The organism is Citrobacter sp. TBCS-15 (genome assembly GCF_005280815.1).
GTDB classification, from domain to species: Bacteria; Pseudomonadota; Gammaproteobacteria; order Enterobacterales; family Enterobacteriaceae; genus Citrobacter; species Citrobacter werkmanii.
Map to the genome: position 1 here is coordinate 78,860 of NZ_SZWK01000312.1, position 21,237 is coordinate 100,096.

At 52.6% G+C, this 21,237-nt stretch carries 19 protein-coding genes; 6 read left to right on the top strand and 13 right to left on the bottom strand.

The genetic code is table 11. The features are described 5' to 3' along the window. Positions 1 to 128: 128 nt before the first annotated feature. Together glpK and FDW96_RS22575 are read right to left on the bottom strand one after the other, a co-directional pair. Complete coding sequence (glpK, locus tag FDW96_RS22570; protein ID WP_042313394.1) at positions 129 to 1,637, bottom strand: glycerol kinase GlpK; 1,509 nt, start codon at positions 1,635 to 1,637, stop codon at positions 129 to 131. Positions 1,638 to 1,659: 22 nt separating this feature from the next. After that, entirely contained in the window at positions 1,660 to 2,505 is an 846-nt protein-coding gene (locus FDW96_RS22575) for an MIP/aquaporin family protein (protein WP_038635996.1), read from the bottom strand. Between the two features lie 428 nt (positions 2,506 to 2,933). Here FDW96_RS22575 and zapB point away from each other — a divergent pair, with 428 nt between their 5' ends. Then, on the top strand, positions 2,934 to 3,179 hold the full coding sequence (gene zapB / locus FDW96_RS22580) for a septal ring assembly protein ZapB (protein WP_019077914.1): 246 nt from the start codon (positions 2,934 to 2,936) through the stop codon (positions 3,177 to 3,179). 221 nt (positions 3,180 to 3,400) lie between these two features. Here zapB and rraA read toward each other — a convergent pair whose 3' ends face one another. The 7 genes from rraA to priA all read right to left on the bottom strand — a co-directional run bounded on the left by rraA (position 3,401) and on the right by priA (position 11,385). Further along, the gene (gene rraA / locus FDW96_RS22585; RefSeq protein WP_008787034.1) at positions 3,401 to 3,886 is read right to left on the bottom strand and encodes a ribonuclease E activity regulator RraA; all 486 of its coding nucleotides are present in this window, start codon (positions 3,884 to 3,886) and stop codon (positions 3,401 to 3,403) included. Between the two features lie 92 nt (positions 3,887 to 3,978). Continuing rightward, positions 3,979 to 4,908 carry a 1,4-dihydroxy-2-naphthoate polyprenyltransferase gene (gene menA / locus FDW96_RS22590; protein WP_038636012.1) on the bottom strand — a complete coding sequence of 310 codons (930 nt, stop codon included), beginning with the start codon at positions 4,906 to 4,908 and terminating at the stop codon, positions 3,979 to 3,981. Positions 4,909 to 4,975: 67 nt separating this feature from the next. After that, positions 4,976 to 6,307: an HslU--HslV peptidase ATPase subunit gene (gene hslU / locus FDW96_RS22595; protein ID WP_003028803.1), complete on the bottom strand. Its 1,332-nt coding sequence runs from the start codon at positions 6,305 to 6,307 to the stop codon at positions 4,976 to 4,978. Positions 6,308 to 6,316: 9 nt separating this feature from the next. Continuing rightward, on the bottom strand, positions 6,317 to 6,847 hold the full coding sequence (gene hslV, locus FDW96_RS22600) for an ATP-dependent protease subunit HslV (protein ID WP_003028805.1): 531 nt from the start codon (positions 6,845 to 6,847) through the stop codon (positions 6,317 to 6,319). A gap of 91 nt (positions 6,848 to 6,938) precedes the next feature. Then, on the bottom strand, positions 6,939 to 7,913 hold the full coding sequence (ftsN, locus tag FDW96_RS22605; protein WP_137350354.1) for a cell division protein FtsN: 975 nt from the start codon (positions 7,911 to 7,913) through the stop codon (positions 6,939 to 6,941). A 93-nt stretch (positions 7,914 to 8,006) separates the two neighbouring features. After that, positions 8,007 to 9,032, bottom strand: coding sequence for a DNA-binding transcriptional regulator CytR (cytR, locus tag FDW96_RS22610; protein WP_042313387.1), 1,026 nt, complete (start codon positions 9,030 to 9,032; stop codon positions 8,007 to 8,009). A gap of 154 nt (positions 9,033 to 9,186) precedes the next feature. Next, complete coding sequence (gene priA / locus FDW96_RS22620) at positions 9,187 to 11,385, bottom strand: primosomal protein N' (RefSeq protein WP_137366345.1); 2,199 nt, start codon at positions 11,383 to 11,385, stop codon at positions 9,187 to 9,189. Between the two features lie 257 nt (positions 11,386 to 11,642). On the opposite strand from priA, the gene rpmE reads away from it, so the two are divergent. From rpmE to FDW96_RS22635, 3 genes are all read left to right on the top strand, one after another. Continuing rightward, a complete protein-coding gene (gene rpmE / locus FDW96_RS22625) occupies positions 11,643 to 11,855 on the top strand; it encodes a 50S ribosomal protein L31 (RefSeq protein ID WP_003028810.1) in 213 nt (70 codons plus the stop codon). Positions 11,856 to 12,193: 338 nt separating this feature from the next. Next, positions 12,194 to 12,874, top strand: a complete 681-nt coding sequence (locus tag FDW96_RS22630; RefSeq protein WP_042313383.1) for an oligogalacturonate-specific porin KdgM family protein — start codon at positions 12,194 to 12,196, stop codon at positions 12,872 to 12,874. Positions 12,875 to 12,963: 89 nt separating this feature from the next. After that, a complete protein-coding gene (locus FDW96_RS22635) occupies positions 12,964 to 14,388 on the top strand; it encodes an MFS transporter (RefSeq protein ID WP_137366346.1) in 1,425 nt (474 codons plus the stop codon). On the opposite strand, the gene FDW96_RS22640 is transcribed toward FDW96_RS22635, so the two are convergent. From FDW96_RS22640 to metJ, 3 genes are all read right to left on the bottom strand, one after another. Continuing rightward, positions 14,378 to 15,130, bottom strand: coding sequence for a TIGR02117 family protein (locus tag FDW96_RS22640; RefSeq protein WP_137366347.1), 753 nt, complete (start codon positions 15,128 to 15,130; stop codon positions 14,378 to 14,380). The genes FDW96_RS22635 and FDW96_RS22640 overlap by 11 nt on opposite strands. 6 nt (positions 15,131 to 15,136) lie before the next feature. Next, positions 15,137 to 15,745, bottom strand: coding sequence for a YiiX family permuted papain-like enzyme (locus tag FDW96_RS22645; RefSeq protein ID WP_137366348.1), 609 nt, complete (start codon positions 15,743 to 15,745; stop codon positions 15,137 to 15,139). Between the two features lie 64 nt (positions 15,746 to 15,809). Next, on the bottom strand, positions 15,810 to 16,127 hold the full coding sequence (gene metJ, locus FDW96_RS22650) for a met regulon transcriptional regulator MetJ (protein WP_003825168.1): 318 nt from the start codon (positions 16,125 to 16,127) through the stop codon (positions 15,810 to 15,812). A 265-nt stretch (positions 16,128 to 16,392) separates the two neighbouring features. Between metJ and metB the strand changes: the two genes are divergently transcribed. Beyond that, positions 16,393 to 17,553, top strand: coding sequence for a cystathionine gamma-synthase (gene metB, locus FDW96_RS22655; RefSeq protein WP_038636034.1), 1,161 nt, complete (start codon positions 16,393 to 16,395; stop codon positions 17,551 to 17,553). Positions 17,554 to 17,555: 2 nt separating this feature from the next. Beyond that, a complete protein-coding gene (gene metL, locus FDW96_RS22660) occupies positions 17,556 to 19,988 on the top strand; it encodes a bifunctional aspartate kinase/homoserine dehydrogenase II (RefSeq protein ID WP_042313376.1) in 2,433 nt (810 codons plus the stop codon). Positions 19,989 to 20,014: 26 nt separating this feature from the next. Here metL and FDW96_RS22665 read toward each other — a convergent pair whose 3' ends face one another. After that, positions 20,015 to 21,199, bottom strand: coding sequence for a cytoplasmic protein (locus FDW96_RS22665; protein ID WP_137366349.1), 1,185 nt, complete (start codon positions 21,197 to 21,199; stop codon positions 20,015 to 20,017). Between the last annotated feature and the right edge of the window lie 38 nt (positions 21,200 to 21,237).

Consider the following 21,237-nt stretch of genomic DNA (forward strand, 5'->3'; position numbering starts at 1 on the left):
GCTGAAAGGAATGGCGCGAAGTGTAGCACAGGGGAGGGGGCGAGATTATTGATGTGTGTGCGGGGTTGTCCCCGCACGAAGATATTGCCGGATAAGACACCTTAGCGTCGCCATCCGGCAATGACGTATTACTCGTCGTGATCTTCCCACGCCATGGCGCGTTTGACAGCTTTTTTCCAGCCGCTGTAACGGAAGTTACGTTCGGTAGTTTCGATGCCGGGACGGAATTCACGCTCGATGACCGCTTTTTCCTGCAGCTCATCCAGGTTTTGCCAGAAGCCGACCGCCAGACCGGCCAGGTACGCCGCACCCAGCGCAGTGACTTCGCGGACTTCCGGACGCTCAACGCGCGTGCCGAGAATATCCGACTGGAACTGCATCAGGAAGTTGTTGGCGACCGCACCGCCATCGACGCGCAGGGCGTGCAGACGAATGCCGGAGTCAGCCTGCATCGCTTCCAGTACGTCACGGGTCTGGTAAGCGATAGACTCAAGCGTTGCGCGGATGATGTGGTTGGAGTTTACACCACGGGTCAGACCGAAGATGGCGCCACGCGCATACGGGTCCCAGTACGGTGCGCCCAGACCGGTGAATGCCGGAACGACGTACACGCCGTTGGTGTCTTTCACTTTGGTGGCGAAATACTCAGAGTCGAATGCATCGCTGATGAGTTTCATTTCATCACGCAGCCACTGGATAGAGGCACCCGCCATAAACACCGCGCCTTCCAGGGCGTAGTTCACTTCCCCGGTCGGTCCGCAGGCGATGGTGGTCAGCAGCCCGTTTTCGGACTTAACGGCTTTCTCGCCGGTGTTCATCAGCATGAAGCAGCCGGTACCGTAGGTGTTTTTCGCCATCCCTTCCTTCACGCACAGTTGGCCGAACAGCGCCGCCTGCTGGTCACCGGCGATACCGGAGATAGGAATACGAATGCCGCCCTTACCACCGATGTTGGTCTGACCGTACACTTCAGAAGAACGACGTACTTCCGGCAGCATGGCGCGCGGAATATCCAGCGCATCCAGCATCTTGTCGTCCCAGTCCAGGGAGTGAATGTTGAACAGCATGGTACGTGAGGCGTTGGTGTAATCGGTGACGTGTACACGCCCCTGCGTCATTTTCCAGATAAGCCAGGTGTCTACGGTACCAAACAGCAGTTCACCGCGACGAGCGCGCTCACGCGAGCCTTCTACGTGGTCGAGGATCCACTTCACTTTGGTACCGGAGAAGTACGGGTCAATCACCAGGCCGGTGTTGCTACGAATGTACTCTTCCATACCGTCGCGCTTGAGCTTCTCGCAGATATCCGCGGTACGACGACACTGCCACACAATGGCGTTATAGATAGGTTTACCGGTCTCACGTTCCCAGACGATGGTGGTTTCACGCTGGTTGGTAATACCGATCGCGGCAATTTCATCGGAACTGATATCGGCTTTCGCCAGCACTTCTACCAGCGTGGAGCTTTGGGTCGCCCAAATTTCCATTGGGTCGTGTTCTACCCAACCTGCTTTCGGGTAGATTTGCTCGAATTCGCGCTGTGAAACGGCAACGATATTCGCATCGTGGTCCATTACGACCGCGCGGGAGCTGGTGGTGCCCTGGTCGAGCGCAACGATATATTTTTTTTCAGTCATAATTTTTTGTCCCGTAGTCACATTACTGCGAAGCTTTTTGTTGAGTGTTGGCCGCAACGTCTTTCTCTTCAATCGCGCAGACATCGCACGGTAAATGACGACCAATCAGTTTGCGATAGGCCCATGCGCCCAAAATTGCGCCAGTAATTGGGCCAAACACCGGTACCAGGAAGTAAGGGATATCACGACCACCCGTGAAGGCAATCTCACCCCATCCGGCCAGTCCGGCGAACAGTTTCGGTCCGAAGTCACGCGCCGGGTTCATCGCAAAACCGGTTAGCGGCCCCATGGAAGCACCAATAACGGCAATCAGTAAGCCGATCAGCAGTGGTGCCAGAGGACCACGAGGTACACCGTTACCATCGTCGGTCAGGGCCAGAATCAGCCCCATTAGAATAGCGGTAATGACCATTTCAACCGCGAAGGCCTGCACAAAATTGATATGCGGGTTTGGATAGGTGGAGAAAGTACCTGCCAGACCCAGGCTTTCCGTACTGCCGCGCACGATATGGTTGGTTTGTTCGAAATCGAGGAAAAGATTGTAATAAAGCCCGTAAACCAATGCCGCTGCGCAAAAGGCGCCGGCAATTTGCGAAATAATAAAAGGGACGACTTTGCGTTTATCAAAACAGGCAAACAGCCAGAGTGCGATGGTGACCGCTGGATTCAGGTGTGCACCAGAAACGCCTGCGGTCAGATAGATAGCCATTGCTACCCCCAGACCCCAGATGATGCTGATTTCCCACTGACCAAAAGTTGCCCCGGCCACTTTGAGTGCAGCGACACAGCCCACACCGAAGAAAATCAACAACCCGGTACCGAGGAATTCAGCAATGCACTGGCCTTTTAAGGTTGATGTTTGACTCATAATCGGATCCTGAAGAGAGTTTAATGTTTATTGTGTGCGAGAAGGTCACTGACATCCCCGGAGCCGGTAGGCACACTGTTAATTTATCGTTAACGCTCAAAAACGAGAAATATCGAAATTAAAATGTGTGTACTGCATCAACAAAATGAGCGTTTTCGCGCCATTGCGCGGTATTTGTTATACAAAAATAGTGTGAGCTGAATCATTTCACCGATCAATCTCTTAACACTTAAGCGTTATGACAGTCATGTCACCAGGAGAAAGACTAAAAGTGTTGCAAACCGCAATCTGCGCGGGATGCCGCTGGACAGGGATGACGCGGCTTCATACAATCGGTGTTAAGTAGAGTGCGCTCGTTTTTATTAAGGCGTCGCCGGTTATCGGGACGAGGATTTTTATCCATCAACGCCTTGCAATTCAGGAGAGGTATGACGATGTCATTAGAAGTGTTTGAGAAACTGGAAGCAAAAGTACAGCAGGCGATTGATACCATCACGCTGTTGCAGATGGAAATCGAAGAGCTGAAAGAAAAGAACAACTCACTGTCGCAGGAAGTTCAGTCTGCACAGCAGCAGCGTGAAGAACTGGAGCGTGAGAACAACAACCTGAAAGAACAGCAGAACGGCTGGCAGGATCGTCTGCATGCCCTCCTGGGTCGTATGGAAGAAGTCTAATCCTCGTCATATTTCACGTTATGGCGGCGTTGGCTGCGTGCGTTCACCCCAGTCACATAGTGGCCTATGCTCCTGGGGATTCACTTACTTGCCGCCTTGCCCTGACGCGAAATCTATAGAGGATTTAGAATGCGGATACCTGTAGGCCGGATAAGGCGTGAGCCGACATCCGGCAATCAGCGACAACGCATAAAAAAAGGCACCTTGCGGTGCCTTTTTGATCACTCGATATCGAGCGGGTCTTCGGAGAGAATTATCCCGGTGTTGTCGGCGTACAGGTGGTCGCCGGAGAAGAACGTCACGCCGCCAAAGTTGACGCGCACATCGCTTTCCCCAATGCCTTCACCGGAAGCGCCTACCGGAATTGCGGCAATCGCCTGAATGCCGATATCCAGTTCTTCCAGATCGTCTACCTGGCGTACTGAGCCGTAGATGACTAGACCTTCCCATTCATTCTGTACGGCCAGTCTTGCCAGTTCGGCATCGACCAGCGCGCGACGGACAGAACCGCCGCCATCGACCAGCAGAATGCGACCACGGCCGTTTTGTTCGAGCAGATCGTACAGCAACCCGTTGTCCTCGAAACATTTTACCGTGATGATTTGTCCGCCAAACGACGACCGTCCCCCAAAGTTAGAGAACAGCGGTTCCACGACGTTGACATCTTCCTGATAGATGTCACAAAGCTCGGATGTATCGTATTTCATAGGCTTAACGTTTAGTTGCTGCGAGAATTTTTAGTATATCGCGCTATGTGTACTGTTGGCAAAATCATCAATTGTTAATTGATATTTGTCAGTTAAAGAGACCACTGACTTAAGAAAATCCCAACGACAAACAGCAGGTTAGTTAATAGTGCCGCTTTTACGGTGCGTTCCAGCATCGGGCGCATTGCCTCAGGGTTCATCTCACGCATCACGTAACGCGCCTGTTTGAAAAGCAGCGGAGCGGCGAGAATAAACAGCCATCCCCACAGGCTTTGCAGCGAGAACAGGTTAAACAGCGCCAGGCAGACCAGCGTACCCATCAGCAGGCAGGCATGGTAGCGGCGGGCATTGACGGCGCCTAAACGCACGACCAGCGTGTTCTTGCCGTTCTCTCTGTCGCTGTTGATATCGCGCAGGTTGTTGACGTTGAGCACAGCGGTTGCCAGCAGGCCGCAGGCGGTGGCAGGCAGAATCAGCGCCGGAATTAGCGTATGGGCCTGCAAATACCAGCTTCCCATCACGCTGAGCCAGCCGAAGAATACCAGCACGGAAATATCGCCCAGACCGATATATCCGTAAGGGCGATTACCCACGGTGTAAGTGATCGCGGCGATAATCGACAGGCCCCCGAGCACCAGGAAACCGACAAAATCCGCCAGCGTGTGACAGGCCACGGCAACCAGGGCCAGACCAGACAGACAGATCAACACTACGGTGACGATCAGCGCGCGCTTCATCTGCTCTTGGGTGATAACCCCTTTTTGCATCCCGCGCAGCGGTCCAATGCGATCGGGCTTGTCGCTGCCTTTGACGGCATCGCCATAGTCGTTAGCGAGATTGGACAGAATTTGCAGCAGTCCCGCCGTAATCAATGCCAGCAGAGCAACCAGCGGATCGAAGTATCCTTGCCACCATGCTAATGCCGTACCGACGATGATCGCCGCGAAGGCGAGCGGTAAGGTCTTAGGTCGTAAACTTTCCAGCCAGGCTTGTGAGCGGCTAATTTGTTGTTGTTCAGTCATATTTAGCGCCAATAAAAATGGGGCTTTATCAGCCCCATCAACAGTGATGAAAATGCATTGAACGCGATTATAGGATAAAACGGCTCAGATCTTCATCTGCGACCAGCGCATCCAGATGTTTGCTCACATATTCGGCATCAATTGTGATGCTTTGGCCGTTCAAATCGCTCGCATCATAGGAAATATCTTCCATCAGACGCTCAAGAACGGTGTGCAGACGACGCGCACCGATGTTTTCGGTGGTTTCGTTAACCTGCCAGGCCGCTTCGGCAATGCGTTTAATGCCCGATTCGGTGAAGTTAATGTCCACACCTTCGGTCGCCATCAGCGCTTTGTACTGAACGGTGATGGAGGCATTCGGTTCGGTCAGGATACGCTCAAAATCGCTGGTGGTCAGCGCCTGTAGTTCAACGCGAATCGGCAGACGACCCTGCAGTTCCGGGATCAGGTCAGACGGTTTGGCTACCTGGAATGCGCCAGAAGCGATAAACAGAATGTGATCGGTTTTCACCATGCCGTGCTTAGTGGAGACCGTGCAGCCTTCAACCAGCGGTAGCAGGTCGCGCTGTACGCCTTCACGGGACACGTCCGGGCCAGAGGATTCGCCGCGCTTACAGATTTTGTCGATTTCGTCGATAAACACGATCCCGTGCTGCTCAACGGCGTCGATAGCTTCCTGTTTCAGCTCTTCCGGGTTCACCAGTTTGGCCGCTTCTTCTTCAATCAGCAGCTTCATCGCGTCTTTGATTTTCAGCTTACGCGGTTTTTGCTTCTGACCGCCCAGGTTCTGGAACATGGACTGCAGTTGGCTGGTCATCTCTTCCATGCCCGGAGGCGCCATGATTTCAACGCCCATCGGTGCGGCGGCGAGATCGATTTCGATCTCTTTATCGTCGAGCTGGCCTTCGCGCAGTTTTTTACGGAACGCCTGACGCGCAGCAGAAGGTTCCTGCGGTTGTTCAGACTGCCCCCAGTTATTTTTAGCTGGTGGGATCAGCACGTCGAGAATGCGCTCTTCCGCCATCTCTTCAGCGCGGAAGCGGTTTTTCTCAATTGCCTGAACGCGAACCATCTTAATGGCAGCGTCGGTCAGATCGCGGATGATGGAGTCAACTTCTTTACCAACATAGCCAACTTCGGTGAATTTGGTTGCTTCAACTTTGATGAACGGCGCGTTGGCCAGTTTTGCCAGGCGACGGGCGATTTCGGTTTTACCGACGCCGGTCGGGCCAATCATCAGAATATTTTTCGGCGTCACTTCATGGCGCAGCTCTTCGTTGAGCTGCATACGGCGCCAGCGGTTACGCAGGGCAATCGCCACGGAACGCTTAGCGTTATCCTGGCCGATGATGTGTTTGTTCAGTTCGCTGACAATTTCGCGTGGGGTCATTTCAGACATGGGGGATCCTTACGCTTTGGAGTTCAATTCTTCGATGGTATGGAAGTGGTTGGTATAAATGCAGATATCCCCTGCAATATCCAACGCTTTCTCAGCAATCTCGCGCGCGCCAAGCTCGGTGTTTTCCAGCAGAGCCCGTGCAGCAGCCTGGGCGTAGGGACCGCCGGAGCCGATGGCAATCAGATCGTTTTCTGGCTGGATGACGTCGCCGTTACCGGTGATGATGAGTGATGCCGTTTCATCTGCGACGGCCAGCAGCGCTTCGAGTTTGCGCAGCATACGGTCGGTACGCCAGTCTTTTGCCAGTTCAACGGCCGCTTTCACCAGGTGACCCTGGTGCATTTCCAGCTTGCGTTCGAACAGTTCGAACAGCGTGAATGCATCCGCAGTACCGCCCGCAAAGCCCGCAATGACTTTGTCGTTATACAGACGGCGGACTTTCTTCACGTTGCCTTTCATTACGGTGTTACCCAGTGTGGCCTGACCATCACCGGCGATTACCACATGGCCGTTACGGCGTACGCTTACTATTGTTGTCACGAGCAGACCCCTTGGTTACAAATGCAGAATACAGGCCCCGCACAGGATGCGGGGCGTAATGCAAGTATAGATGGGGGGGATTTTGGGGGTTTCAACCCCCAGTGGCGAGTCGAATGCAGTTTGTGTGACCAGCAACCTTCAGGCGGCTGATGGTGTTGTCGGCATTCTCTTTGCCTTTGACCGGACCAATGACCACGCGATTCCAGCCGTTGTTGGTGGTGATACGCGAGTTGAACCCTTCGAAGGCCAGCTGCGCGCGCACGGTTTCTGCCTGCTCAGCGCCTTTAAATGACCCGCACTGAACCATCCAGCGGCGTTCATCTTTTTTCTCCGCCGTCTGTTTTGGCGGTTGCGTTTCATTCGTTATTGGCGCGGCCGGTTGCGTTTTCGGCTGAACGGCGGTGGTATGCGCAGGCGTTTGCAGCAGATCCTGATACGGCTGTTGCGCCGCCGGTTTTGGCTGCGGTTTCGGCTGTTGTACCGGTGCGGTTTGCGCCGTACGCGTTTGCGGCTGCTGGTAAGGCTGTTCCGTTGCTCGTTGGCGTGGCTGTTGAGCCTGCTGCTGCGTAGTGTTCCACTGCTGCTGTTGCACCTGACGCTGACGCTGCAGCGTTTGCTGGCGTTGTTCAGGCGTTTGTTCGTTCCACGGGACTTCGTTGAGCTGCGTTGGCTGTTGACGCATGTCAGCCTGCATCTGCGCCAACAACTGGCGTTGCTCATTGGTTAACTGGTCGGCGTTCAGCACCTCGCCGCCGGCGGACGGTTCGGTAGGCGCGCGTACGCCAGGCTGACGGCTTTCCAGCTCTTTGATGTATCGCCAGCGCTCTTCCGGTTTTGGTGGAATGCCATTGCCGGTGACTTTCTGGTTTTGCAGCGTTTCGGACTCTTCTTTCTTGTGATGCGTAATGAAGTACAGACCACCGATAAAGGTCACGAGTACGGCTGCAGCAATAGCAACCATTGCGGGCGATACCGCAGGCGTATTGCGTTGTTTTTTCCGTGATGTGCTCTTTTTGCGCCGCGAAGGTGCCGGTTGGCCGCGACGTACATAATCTCGTTGTGCCACTATCGTTTCGCTGTATTTATTCGTTCGTCAGCCCGCCATGTTACTTAAGCGGCGGGCCTTTGACCAGACAGGGGAGTCCGAAAGCACTTTACTTTACGTCAGTGCCCGGGTTGTACCCCGAATAATAAGCTCGCAGTCCAGTAAACGTGAGCCACTGCTGACGTTCTGCCCTTGTAATTGATCGAGCAGTAACAGCATAGCTTCACGTCCGATATCGAAACGCGGCTGTGCGACGGTTGTCAGGGGTGGATCACAAAATTCCGCGAGCGAAATGTTATCGAAGCCGATAATCGATAAATCATCGGGCACCTTCAGGCCCTGACGTTTGGCGTAAGAGAGGGCGCCAAGCGCCATGACATCGCTGTGACAAAAGACCGCGGTAGGCGGCTGTGGTAGCGCCAGGAGCTGTTTAAGCGCATTGGCTCCCGCTTCATAGGTAAAGTCACCGCGCGCGATGAAATGCGGATCGACCGTAATTCCGTTGCGGCGCAGTGCCTGAACGTAACCTTGCAGACGGTAATGGCACAGCGGCATATCCTCTGGTCCGGCGATACAGCCAATGCGTTTATGTCCCAGTTCCAGCAGATAGTTCATCGCGTTAAAGGCGGCGGTGAGGTTATCAATGTGCACGGTGGGAAGTTCCAGCTCTGGCGCGAACTCGTTGGACATAACCATCGGCGGTAAATTACGCTGCTCTTCCACGCTGGCATCAAACGGCAGGCGCGAGCTGAGCAGCACCATGCCATCGATCTGCTTGGTGATAATGAGGTTAAGAAAGGTCTTTTCCTGCTGATTCTGGTGCGCGCAATCGCCGATAAGCACCAGATATCCCTGTTCTGCGGCGGTGACTTCTATGCCACGAATGACTTCGCTAAAAAACGGATCGCAGATATCCGGTACAATCACCAGAATGGTACGTGACTCATTACGCTTTACGTTGCGTCCCATCGATTGAGGTAGATATCCCACTTCCAGAGCAGCTTGCTCAACCTTGTTACGGGTTGACTGCGAAACTTTGTCTGGGTTCATTAATGCGCGGGATACGGTTGCCGTTGAGACTTTCGCCTTCAGAGCAACATCTTTCATCGTAGCGGCGGCAACCTGCTTATTCGGTTTCACTCTTTCTCCTCGCCAGGGCGGCTGGCACAGACTCGTCCCTGGATAACCTTCATCTGAAACATTTTTATCAGATAGTGAATGGAAGCGGTTACAGAATTTTCATAAAAAGTGTGATGGATATTTAATTTTACGATCCGCCTCGCATCGTGAGGGATTATCCCTCGATGGGATCGACATCCAGCACCCATTTAACCTTACGTGCATCGGGTAATGTATTAATCAGCGCCAGCGTGCCGCTGACGATATGCTGCAGGCGAATTCGCGACGGGTGCTGCAACAAAATTTGCCAGCGATAGCGACCGCCACGTTTGGGCGCCAGGGCAGGAACCGGGCCTAACACCCACAGTTTTTCATCGGCCAGCGGACTGGCCTGAATCAGATTTCGTAACTGCTGCAAGAACATCGGCGCATGCTGGTTGTTGTGATCTTCTGCCCGCACGATGACATGGCTGGTCCATGGGGGAAGCTGGAGCGTTTGTCGCTCGGCCAGCGTCTGTTCGGCAAAGGCGTCATAACCTTTATACAGCAAGGTTTGCAGCAGCGGATGTTCAGGGTGGTGCGTTTGTAGTACCACTTCGCCCTGCTTCCCGGCGCGACCGGCACGCCCGGAAACCTGCGTGTAGAGCTGGGCGAAGCGTTCTGCCGACCGGAAATCTGCGGAGAACAGCGCGCCGTCAACGTCCAGCAGCGCCACCAGGGTGACGTCCGGGAAATGGTGGCCTTTTGCCAGCATTTGCGTGCCGATCAGGATCCGCGCGCCGCCGCGGTGTACTTCCGCCAGATGCTGCTCCAGCGAGCCTTTACGGCTGGTCGTGTCGCGATCGATGCGTGAGATTGGCACGCCGGGGAAAAAAGGCGCCAGAGCCTGCTCAAGCTGTTCGGTGCCGAGTCCTACCGGAACCATATGCGTTGAGCCGCAGGAAGGGCACTGACGCGGTATCGGACGCTGACTGTCGCAGTGGTGGCAGCGCAGATGGTGCTGCGCCTGATGCAGCGTGTAGTAGTGATCGCAGCGCGGGCATTCAGCAATCCAGCCACAATCGTGACACAGCAGGGCAGGAGCAAAGCCCCGGCGATTCAAAAACAGGATCACCTGATTATCCGCCTGCAGGTGCTGACGCATACGGGCAATAAGCGCAGGGGCGAGTCCGGCCTGCACCTGCTGACCTTTCAGATCCAGCACGTGCTGAGTGGCTGGGCGGGCATTCCCGGCGCGGCGCGTCAGGCGCAGCATGCGGTATTTTTTCTGCCGCACGTTGCACAGCGTTTCCAGTGCTGGGGTGGCTGAGCCGAGAATGATGGGAATTTGTTCGCTATGGGCGCGATAAACCGCGAGGTCGCGCGCATGATAGCGCCAGCCTTCCTGCTGTTTATAAGAGCTGTCGTGCTCTTCGTCGATGACAATCACGCCCAGATTTTTAAACGGCGTAAACAGCGACGAGCGAGTGCCGATAACAATCGCCGCTTCGCCATTTTTCGCCTTCAGCCATGCCGAAAGACGTTCACTGTCATTTAAACCCGAGTGCAGGACTTCGACCGGCGCATTGAAGCGCTCGCGAAACCGGGCAATAGTTTGCGGCGTCAGGCCAATCTCCGGCACCATTACCAGTGCCTGTTTGCCCTGGGCGAGCACATTTTCCAGTACGCTTAAATAGACCTCTGTTTTACCCGATCCCGTCACGCCCGCTAATAGCCAGGCGCTAAAACTGTCAGAAGCGCTGTGGATCGCCCCGACAGCGGTAGCCTGTTCGGTATTCAGCCGCAGACGCTCACCGGAAACCGCGTAGTGCGTACGCCAGTCGCTAAATCCTGGCGTTTCGCTTGCCAGATCGCACAGGCCTTTTTTACGCAGCGCCTGCAAGGCGGCGTCATTAAATTCCAGCTCTGCCACCTGGTCGCGCCAGATTTTTCCCTGGCGTAATGCTGCCAGCGCCTGCTGCTGCTTGGGAGAACGCTTCAGGCCGTTGAGATCAATAACCTGGCCCTCTTCAGTGGCAAACCAGTACCACATGGGCGTGTTGGTAGCCGGGCGTCCCTGGCGTAGCAGAATCGGCAGGGCATGAAACAGCACGTCGCCAATAGGATGATGATAATAGTCAGCTGCCCACAACAGCAGACGCCAGACGGAGGTCGAATAGACCGGTTCGCTGTCCAGCACTTCGAGAACGGCTTTTAATTCGTTGAGAGGTAGTTCGCTGTGCTCGCTAACGGAAAGGACGATGCCCACGCGCTCCTGCTGCTTGCCAAAAGGCACGCGTACACGACACCCGGCTTTGGCGCTCATGCCTTCCGGCAGGAGGTAGTCAAAGGTGCGAGGTAGTGGAACGGGTAAGGCAACGTGCGCAACGGGCATTGAATCATCCTGACTTGAAATCTGGCGGGTTAGTATACACATTAGTGAGGGGTAGAATGCGGATCAGTTTGCATGAGCAGGTTAATTTCTGTATGATTCGCCGCCTTTGATGCAAATTGATTGCGTCAAACAATGACCATTACCCGAGAATTTCAAGCTGTTGATGCAGTGTGAAAGGTGACGGGGAATAATTAACATCGCGTGGTGTCTGGCGTTAGGGCTGGAAGAGCGACGCGGCCTTAAACCGAGGTTTTCCCATGAAAAAAGATATTCACCCGAAATACGAAGAAATTACTGCAAACTGCTCTTGCGGTAACGTCATTAAAATCCGCTCTACTGTCGGTCACGATCTGAACCTCGACGTGTGCAGCAAGTGCCACCCGTTCTATACTGGCAAGCAGCGTGATGTTGCTACCGGTGGCCGTGTTGATCGCTTCAACAAGCGTTTCAGCATCCCAGGCAGCAAGTAAGTTTCAGCTGTCAGAAAAAAGCGCCTTACGGCGCTTTTTTTGTATCTGCGCCTGAAGACTGAAATTTATATTGATGTGTTGAATAGTGTCTTTTATTTAATAAATAAAACAGTGTTTTTATTTTTTAGGTAAAATGTTTCTACTGGTGATCTGCGTCCTTTTTATCTTCTGGTTTTTGCCACTCATGCTAATTGTTGGCAAAATACCAAAGGTTTCTGCTTTCTTTCTAAAATACACTTTCGTCGAAATATAAAATTATTCTTAATCCTTCATCGTTTCCCATTAATGGACGGAACGAGATGGGTAATTTCCTTGATTTAGTGTGAAGAGGGATGGTCATGAAATTTAAATCTGCGTTATTACTGATTCCATTATTCTCTGTGGCCGCGCAAGCGGGTTATGTTGATTATCGTCATGAATATTATGACGATGGGCGTAATTACGATCGTGTTTATATGTCTCATCGTTTTGCGACTGGTTTTGGTGTTGCAGTTGAAGCTATTTCACGTTCCGAAGATACGCAATCTAATGATGCGTGGAATAATATGGAAAGTAATGGCAACGAGTATACGGCAAGCTACCAGTTTACCTGGCGGGATCTTATCTGGCAGCCGGGTATTGCGATTGAAACGGGCGATAACATCACGATTTATAAACCTTATATCCGCGTACAGTACAATATCAATGACTGCTGGTGGACTGCGTTCCGCTATCGTCAGGAGTACATGCGCAGAAACACTGACGGCAAGGATGACCGCATGGTCTATCGTCCGGAAGCATGGCTCGGTTATAACATTCATGACTGGATGTTTGAGCTTAACGGTATTTATAAAATTGCCGATAGCGAAGATTTATATAACAACCGCAAAGACGATTATGAATATAACTTCCGTGTGGCTTATAAAATAGGTTCCTGGATTCCATTTGTTGAGGTGGGTAACGTTTCCTCCGGTTATAACACCACCACCACAGACGATCGTCAGACTCGTTATCGTGTCGGTCTCGGTTATAACTTCTGACCATTAATACTCTTCATAGCGGTTTATTACGCTGAGCATCGGTATATACATATAGTTTGCGTGAATAATGAGTCTAAGGAGTTGACATCATGTCTAATGATGGTACTACAATCGGAAGTAATCAAAGTATTACTGTCAGGCCTTTCGGATTAAGAGATAAATTTGGTTATTTGTGTGGCGACCTCGGAACCTGTTTTATTCTTGGGTTGGTGAACAGTTTTCTAATGATTTATTACACTAACGTACTCGGTATTTCCGGCGTTATTGTAGGCTCGCTCTATTTTGTAACCAAACTCTTTGATGCGTTTGTCGACGTTGGCGTAGGGCGTTTATGTGATACCTCTAAACTAACGGTACATGGACGGTTTAACCCGTGGGTGCGCCGTATGAAGTATCCTTTCTGCATCATTGCGGTCGTCCTGTTCCTGCCATTTGTGAATGATTTCTCTTATACGGCGAAAATTATCTACATCTGCTGCTCCTATTTTATCTACGGTTCGTTGTTATCGACGGTCAGTATCCCGTATGGTGCCATGTCTGCGGCGATCAGCTCGAACCCGGAAGATCGTGTTTCGCTCTCAACCTGGCGCAGCGTTGGGTCTGCCATCGGCGGCGGGGCAACCGGCTTTTTTATTCCAATTCTGATGTACACCACCCTGGTGGACGGAAGCCAGGTGATTTCCGGGCAGCATTTCTTTTGGATTGCCATTGGTTGCGCAGTGCTGGGCTTTATCTTTTTAACCCTAACCTGTCAGCTAACGACGGAACGCGTGCGTGTGGAGAGAAAAGAGAGCATGCCCGTGTCGGTGTTACTGAAGGGGTTGTTACGCAACAAGGCACTGATTGTTCTGGTTGTGGTGGATCTGCTGATTGTGATTAATCAGGGGTTGTCCGGGACCAATATGACCTACCTGTTTAATGACTATTTCCATAACAAAGAGGCCATGTCCGTTGCATTGCTGTTTACCTTTGGCTCTCTGGTTTTGCTGGCGCCATCGGCATCCTGGCTCACGAAGCGGTTTGGTAAAAAAGAAGCGAGTGTAGGCGCGTTACTCTTTGCGGTAGCGATGTATCTGATTATGTACTTCGTCCACATTACCGACGCGAAAGTCTATTTGGTTTTCCTGTTTCTGGCGACGCTGGGTGCAGGGTTATTCAACCTGATGATATGGGCGTTTATGACTGATGTTTGTGATTATCACCAGTATGTCACTGGCGATCGTGAGGATGGTACCGTTTATGGCGTGAACTTCTTCGCCCGCAAGGTTGGTCAGGCGTGCGCCGGGGCTATTGGCGGCTTTATGCTGGCCATCATTGGTTATCAATCTTCCTCAACGGGTGGGGCTGTGCAAACCAGCATCGTGCAGGAAAATATTTATACGATGGCGAATCTCCTGCCAGCTTTGTGCCTGTTTTTGGCGGCGGTCATTCTGATTTATTGCTATCCATTGAACCGTAAAGAAACGCTCAAAATGGAAGAAACATTGAATAAACTCAATGGAATTAGTAAGTAGCGTTGTGAAATATGGCGGGAGCAATCCCGCCNTCGTTTTTTTGAGCGAAATACGTATCAGTATTGCGATACCTATCGAGCAGGTAGCAATAGCGATTTAAACAACCGCTGTTATCCTTGATCGCCTGCATCACGCTACTGCTTGTGAGTTTGAACGTGGGATCTATGTCCATCCCTGCGCTGACCAATGCTTTTGCTGTCCATTTATTACAGGTGTTGAAGATGCTATAGCGACCATTAGCAGCGTAAAATTGGCTATTACCATAGATGCCGTATTTTAGTGGAATAAGATTTCTATTGTCGTCGTAAGCGAAACTACGTCCAATGAAGCGCATTAGATTGTTAAATTGACTGCTATCCAGGGTCAGTTCGCTAATATCTTCCCCAGAGAAATAGCGGCTAGGTTTTTGGGAAAAAGTGACGACATGCAGAACTGCTCCAGATGACCAGAACATAGCTTGCAGCGTCAGTTTTGTTGTTATCTCATGCGCTTGATAAAAGCCTTTATCACCCCAGCCGATTTCATACCACTGCGCTTCAGGAAAACGCAATTTAAGCTGTGGTAACGCGATGTTCACGTTGTGGGCTGGCGCAATTATTCCTGTATGCCAGCCATGGTTGACGATATAAATTTCATAGCTGCTTTTAGCCGGTGAGTTTTGTGTCTTAAGGGATAACGCTTGCGGATAGGTAGAGCAACCCCAAAGTAGAAAACAAACCCAGATGAGAATCGAATATTTCATTGTTGTTTACCACGAGAACAAAGGCCAATTTTTATCTACCGTCTCCAATTGCGGTGCGTCAAATACCGCCTGCGGGGAGATGACCGTTTCATTCAACGGGATATTCTTTCCATATCGTTCTTTGAGTTTGGCTCGTACCACTGGCTGATTGAGATCGAACTCTTTTAGCTTTTGCAGCTTCCCGATACGCATTCCAAGTGCGTTCTGGTAGACCTTCCACACCACTTCCGAGCAGTACTGGCGTTCATCCGTCCATGAGAAGGTCAGATCGTAAGGTTTACCGAGATAATGTTTTGCTGTTTGCACCAGCTTTTGCTGTTGCGGGGATGAAAGCCCACCGCTGACTCGTCTGACGATATATCGTCCGCCTTCCCCACGAGCAATCCAGTGCGACAAAGGGGTATAGACTACGGGGCCAACCGCTTCAAAGACATACGGTTTGCTGCTACGTATGACGATCATTCCGGTGTGACTATAGTCTGAATGAGTTGCCAGCTGTATCGCTTTGCTTTGCGATGAACGGGAGATTTGGAAGATGATGTCGCCAGTTTGCGGGTCCCAGGCTAACGCGGGGTGAAAGATAAACGTCGTAAAAAGAAGAAAATATTTCTTCATGTGGCATCCTTACTAAAGACGTTAATAACCGGCGGCTCTGAATCCGTGAGCCGCCGTGATCACATTAGTATTCCCACGTTTCCGGGTTGATACCCAGTTCACGCATGATTACCTTTGCTTCTTCCGGGATTTCATCACTGCGCTCTTTACGCAGGTCGTCATCGTTGGGTAGTGGTTGCCCGGTAAAAGCATGCAGAAACGCTTCACACAGCAGTTCGCTATTGGTGGCGTGGCGCAGGTTGTTCACCTGACGACGCGTGCGTTCATCGGTAAGGATTTTTAACACCTTCAGAGGAATGGAAACCGTAATTTTTTTTACTTGCTCACTCTTCTTACCGTGCTCAGCGTATGGGCTGATATATTCGCCGCTCCATTCAGCCATGAGATACCTAATCCTCTTCGTCATTAATATTGAGGCCAGAACCTGAGCCCGGACCATAATTGCGCGTAGTTTATCGTAGTGGCGCGGCCCTGACACGAAGTAAGCCGACGCGGATGTACGCTAATGCATATAATTTTAACGGCTATTTGCGGTTTGCTCAATCTATACGCAAAGAAGTTTAGATGTCCAGATGTATTGACGTCTATTGTAACTATGATTAATCTGGTGCCTGACTTTTCACCGACTCAGCCAGGATCTCCTCAATATGACGCGTAAACAGGCCACCATCGCAGTGCGTAGCGGATTAAATGACGACGAACAGTACGGTTGCGTTGTCCCGCCGATTCACCTCTCCAGTACCTATAACTTTACCGGTTTTAATGAACCTCGCGCCCATGACTATTCACGCCGCGGTAACCCGACGCGCGATGTGGTTCAGCGCGCGTTGGCAGAACTGGAAGGTGGCGCGGGCGCGGTACTAACCAATACCGGTATGTCGGCGATTCATCTGGTGACGACGGTATTCCTGAAACCTGGCGATCTGCTGGTCGCGCCGCACGACTGTTACGGTGGCAGCTATCGCCTGTTTGACAGTCTGGCAAAGCGTGGCTGTTATCGCGTACTGTTTGTCGATCAAGGCGATGAGCGGGCGTTGCAGGCGGCGCTGGCGGAAAAACCGAAGCTGGTGCTGGTAGAAAGCCCCAGCAACCCGCTACTACGCGTGGTGGATATTGCGAAAATCTGTCAATTGGCGCGTGAAGCTGGTGCAGTCAGCGTGGTAGACAACACTTTTTTAAGCCCGGCACTGCAAAATCCACTGGCATTGGGCGCCGATCTGGTGTTGCATTCATGCACGAAATATTTAAACGGTCACTCAGACGTGGTGGCTGGCGTGGTGATAGCGAAAGATCCGGAAACGGTCACTGAACTGGCGTGGTGGGCGAACAATATTGGCGTGACCGGCGGCGCGTTTGATAGTTATCTGCTGTTGCGCGGCCTACGTACTCTGTCACCGCGTATGGAGGTGGCGCAACGTAATGCTCAGGCGATTGTTGATTATCTGCAAACGCAGCCGCTGGTGAAAAAATTGTATCACCCATCATTGCCGAATAATCAAGGGCATGAGATTGCCGCGCGTCAGCAAAAAGGCTTTGGCGCGATGCTGAGTTTTGAACTGGATGGCGATGAGCAAACGCTGCGTCGCTTCCTTGGCGGGCTGTCATTGTTTACGCTGGCGGAATCGTTAGGAGGCGTTGAAAGTCTGATCTCCCACGCCGCAACCATGACACACGCGGGAATGGCGCCAGAAGCGCGCGCGGCGGCAGGGATTTCGGAAACGCTGCTGCGTATCTCCACCGGTATTGAAGATGGCGAAGATTTAATTGCCGACCTGGAAAATGGCTTCCGGGCTGCAAACAAGGGGTAAACATGAGTGTGATTGCGCAGGCAGGGGCGAAGGGTCGTCAACTGCACAAATTTGGTGGTAGTAGTCTGGCTGATGTGAAATGTTATCTGCGTGTCGCAGGCATTATGGCGGAGTACTCGCAGCCTGATGACATGATGGTTGTTTCAGCCGCAGGCAGCACCACTAACCAGTTGATTAGCTGGCTGAAGTTAAGCCAGACCGATCGTCTTTCTGCGCATCAGGTTCAGCAGACGTTACGTCGCTATCAGAGCGAGCTGATTAGCGGTTTGTTACCACCAGAAGTGGCCGACGGCCTGATCGGTGCGTTTATTCACGACCTGGAGCGTCTGGCCGGATTACTCGACAGCGGCGTGAACGATGCCGTTTATGCTGAAGTTGTCGGACACGGTGAGGTATGGTCGGCGCGTTTGATGTCCGCCGTCCTTAACCAACAAGGTATGGAATCGGCCTGGCTGGATGCGCGCGATTTTTTACGTGCGGAGCGTAGCGCTCAGCCGCAGGTGGATGAAGGTCTCTCTTACCCATTGCTGCAGCAACTGTTGGCGCAACATCCGGGTAAACGCCTGGTCGTTACCGGTTTTATTAGCCGTAGCAACGCCGGTGAAACGGTACTGCTGGGGCGTAATGGTTCTGACTACTCGGCGACGCAGGTTGGCGCGTTGGCTGGGGTTTCTCGCGTAACTATCTGGAGCGATGTCGCCGGGGTTTACAGTGCGGATCCGCGTAAAGTGAAAGATGCCTGCCTGCTACCGCTGCTGCGTCTGGATGAAGCCAGCGAACTGGCGCGTCTGGCGGCTCCGGTCCTCCATGCCCGTACCTTACAGCCGGTTTCCGGCAGTGATATTGATCTCCAGCTGCGTTGTAGCTATACGCCGGAGCAAGGTTCAACGCGTATTGAACGCGTGCTGGCTTCCGGGACCGGGGCGCGTATCGTGACCAGTCATGACGACGTCTGCCTGATTGAGTTTCAGGTTCCCACCGGTCAGGACTTTAAGCTGGCCCACAAAGAGGTCGACCAGATTTTAAAACGCACCCAGGTGCGTCCGCTGGCGGTGGGTGTGCATCCCGATCGCCAACTGCTGCAATTTTGCTATACCTCCGAAGTCGCTGACGGCGCGTTGAGAATTCTTGATGAGGCCGGATTGCCGGGAGAGCTGCGTCTGCGTCAAGGGCTGGCTCTCGTGGCGATGGTCGGGGCGGGCGTCACCCGTAACCCGCTGCACTGCCACCGCTTCTGGCAGCAACTGAAAGGTCAGCCGGTTGAGTTCACCTGGCAGTCGGAGGAGGGCATCAGCCTGGTCGCCGTACTGCGTACTGGACCGACGGAGAGCCTGATCCAAGGTCTGCATCAGTCAATTTTCCGCGCGGAAAAACGTATCGGCCTGGTGTTGTTCGGGAAGGGGAATATTGGATCACGTTGGCTGGAGCTATTCGCCCGTGAGCAAAGTACGCTCTCGGCGCGTACCGGATTAGAGTTCGTGCTGGCGGGCGTGGTTGATAGCCGCCGTAGCTTGCTGAATTATGAAGGGCTGGATGCCAGCCGCGCGTTGGCCTTCTTTGATGATGAGGCAGTGGAACAGGATGAAGAGTCGTTGTTCCTGTGGATGCGCGCCCACCCGTATGATGACTTAGTGGTGCTGGACGTAACCGCCAGCGAGCAGTTGGCGGATCAATATCTGGATTTCGCCAGCCACGGTTTCCATGTTATCAGCGCCAACAAACTGGCAGGTGCGAGCAGCAGTAATAAGTATCGCCAAATTCATGATGCGTTTGAAAAAACCGGTCGTCACTGGCTGTATAACGCCACCGTGGGTGCAGGTTTGCCGATCAACCATACCGTGCGCGATCTGATTGATAGTGGAGATACCATTCTGTCGATCAGCGGGATCTTCTCTGGCACGTTGTCGTGGCTGTTCCTGCAATTTGATGGCACGGTGCCTTTCACCGACCTGGTAGATCAGGCGTGGCAGCAGGGGCTGACCGAACCAGACCCGCGCGTGGATCTTTCCGGCAAGGATGTGATGCGTAAGCTGGTGATTCTGGCGCGTGAAGCGGGTTACGACATCGAGCCGGATCAGGTTCGCGTGGAGTCGCTGGTGCCTGCGCATTGTGAAGAAGGCTCTATTGACCATTTCTTTGAAAATGGCGATGAACTGAATGAGCAGATGGTGCAACGCCTGGAAGCGGCGCGTGAAATGGGGCTGGTGCTGCGCTATGTGGCGCGTTTTGACGCTAACGGTAAAGCACGTGTGGGTGTTGAAGCGGTACGTTCTGAGCATCCGCTGGCGGCATTGTTGCCGTGCGATAATGTGTTCGCCATTGAAAGCCGCTGGTATCGCGATAACCCGCTGGTGATTCGTGGGCCGGGGGCGGGTCGTGATGTGACTGCCGGAGCCATTCAGTCCGACATCAACCGCCTGGCGCAGTTGCTGTAGTTTGCGTTGCCGGATGGCGCTTACGCTTATCCGGCCTGGCTATGACACGAACCATAGGCCCGGAAAGCTGCAGCGCCACCGGGCAAATCGCTCTGGGTGATCAGGGTGTTGTATTTCTCCGTCAGCGTCCTTATCGTCTGAAACACCGAATGGGCCGAGTAACGGGCGCTATCCCGAAATTCCGGCTGTTGCTGCAGCCAGGCGATAAAATGATGACTTGCCCTCAGGGTTATCGAGGCTCCTTTTTCAACCTGTCCCTCCGTTAACAAACACACCATTTTACGCCTGTTGTTCTGTTGCCAAATCTGCCACTGGTTTTGCCACCATCCCTGATAACTTTTGCCCAGTAATTGGCAGGGCATGGTGTGTTGATCGTCGCCCATTTCTTCATCCACAAACCAAAGCGAGGCGTGATGTTCGCGAAATTGTTCCGCCCATGCGGTAATCACAGCACCGCGCAGAAAACATTCGTGGGCGATGATGTGCATTTTAACCGTTGGCCAGAGATGGCTCAGAACGCGGAAATGCCCATGCGTGGTAATGACCGGACGTAAAATCTTACCGCTGGCGTTACGTTTGAGCATCGCGCTGCCGTACTGAATTTCGTCAAACTGGCTGCGACGTAAAAACTGCGTTTCTCGATGATTTACACGTTGGATAACATCATCATGATTCGCTGGGGCCTCGACCATCCCGCGCCAGCGGTAAACTAATGACTTGCCAACAGAATGAGGGGAAAAGTTGCTGGAAATATGCAAAATATTGCCGCGAATAGCATCAAAACTGAGTAATACATACAGTTTCTGATCTGCACTTGCGCCCTGAAAAGGGACGATAAGCGGCACCGTCACTATCTGTTCTGGCGGATCAATAGTCGTCGATGGCGGTTGTCTGGGGGTCCAGACTTTTCTACAGCTCCGGCACTGTAGGCGCTGGGTTCCCTGTGGGTTATGTCCATAACGGATCGGTTCCCGCTGATAGCAATTTGGGCAAAAAAGACCGCTGTTAATTGCAAAATGTGTAAAACAGGCGGCCAACCACTCGCGGAAATGTTCAGCGTTAAACAGCGGGGGATAACTTCCGCATGCCCGGCAGTGCAGGGCGGCGTAGCCCAGTCGGTAATCGGGCCAGCTGTAATCAACTGAGTTTGCCAGCCCCAGATTTTTGCAGCCAAAAGACTTGCAGCAGTTGATGGTGAACAGAGAAGTCATCGCATTACCAACGATTTTTAATGGTCGTTGATTTTGCC

Bases quoted from the DNA above. Each gene is read 5' to 3' on its own strand.
- glpK (WP_042313394.1), bottom strand. From the start codon at position 1,637: ATGACTGAAAAAAAATATATCGTTGCGCTCGACCAGGGCACCACCAGC.
- FDW96_RS22575 (WP_038635996.1), bottom strand. From the start codon at position 2,505: ATGAGTCAAACATCAACCTTAAAAGGCCAGTGCATTGCTGAATTCCTC.
- zapB (WP_019077914.1), top strand. From the start codon at position 2,934: ATGACGATGTCATTAGAAGTGTTTGAGAAACTGGAAGCAAAAGTACAG.
- rraA (WP_008787034.1), bottom strand. From the start codon at position 3,886: ATGAAATACGATACATCCGAGCTTTGTGACATCTATCAGGAAGATGTC.
- menA (WP_038636012.1), bottom strand. From the start codon at position 4,908: ATGACTGAACAACAACAAATTAGCCGCTCACAAGCCTGGCTGGAAAGT.
- hslU (WP_003028803.1), bottom strand. From the start codon at position 6,307: ATGTCTGAAATGACCCCACGCGAAATTGTCAGCGAACTGAACAAACAC.
- priA (WP_137366345.1), bottom strand. From the start codon at position 11,385: ATGCCCGTTGCGCACGTTGCCTTACCCGTTCCACTACCTCGCACCTTT.
- rpmE (WP_003028810.1), top strand. From the start codon at position 11,643: ATGAAAAAAGATATTCACCCGAAATACGAAGAAATTACTGCAAACTGC.
- FDW96_RS22630 (WP_042313383.1), top strand. From the start codon at position 12,194: ATGAAATTTAAATCTGCGTTATTACTGATTCCATTATTCTCTGTGGCC.
- FDW96_RS22635 (WP_137366346.1), top strand. From the start codon at position 12,964: ATGTCTAATGATGGTACTACAATCGGAAGTAATCAAAGTATTACTGTC.
- FDW96_RS22645 (WP_137366348.1), bottom strand. From the start codon at position 15,745: ATGAAGAAATATTTTCTTCTTTTTACGACGTTTATCTTTCACCCCGCG.
- metJ (WP_003825168.1), bottom strand. From the start codon at position 16,127: ATGGCTGAATGGAGCGGCGAATATATCAGCCCATACGCTGAGCACGGT.
- metB (WP_038636034.1), top strand. From the start codon at position 16,393: ATGACGCGTAAACAGGCCACCATCGCAGTGCGTAGCGGATTAAATGAC.
- metL (WP_042313376.1), top strand. From the start codon at position 17,556: ATGAGTGTGATTGCGCAGGCAGGGGCGAAGGGTCGTCAACTGCACAAA.
- FDW96_RS22665 (WP_137366349.1), bottom strand. From the start codon at position 21,199: ATGACTTCTCTGTTCACCATCAACTGCTGCAAGTCTTTTGGCTGCAAA.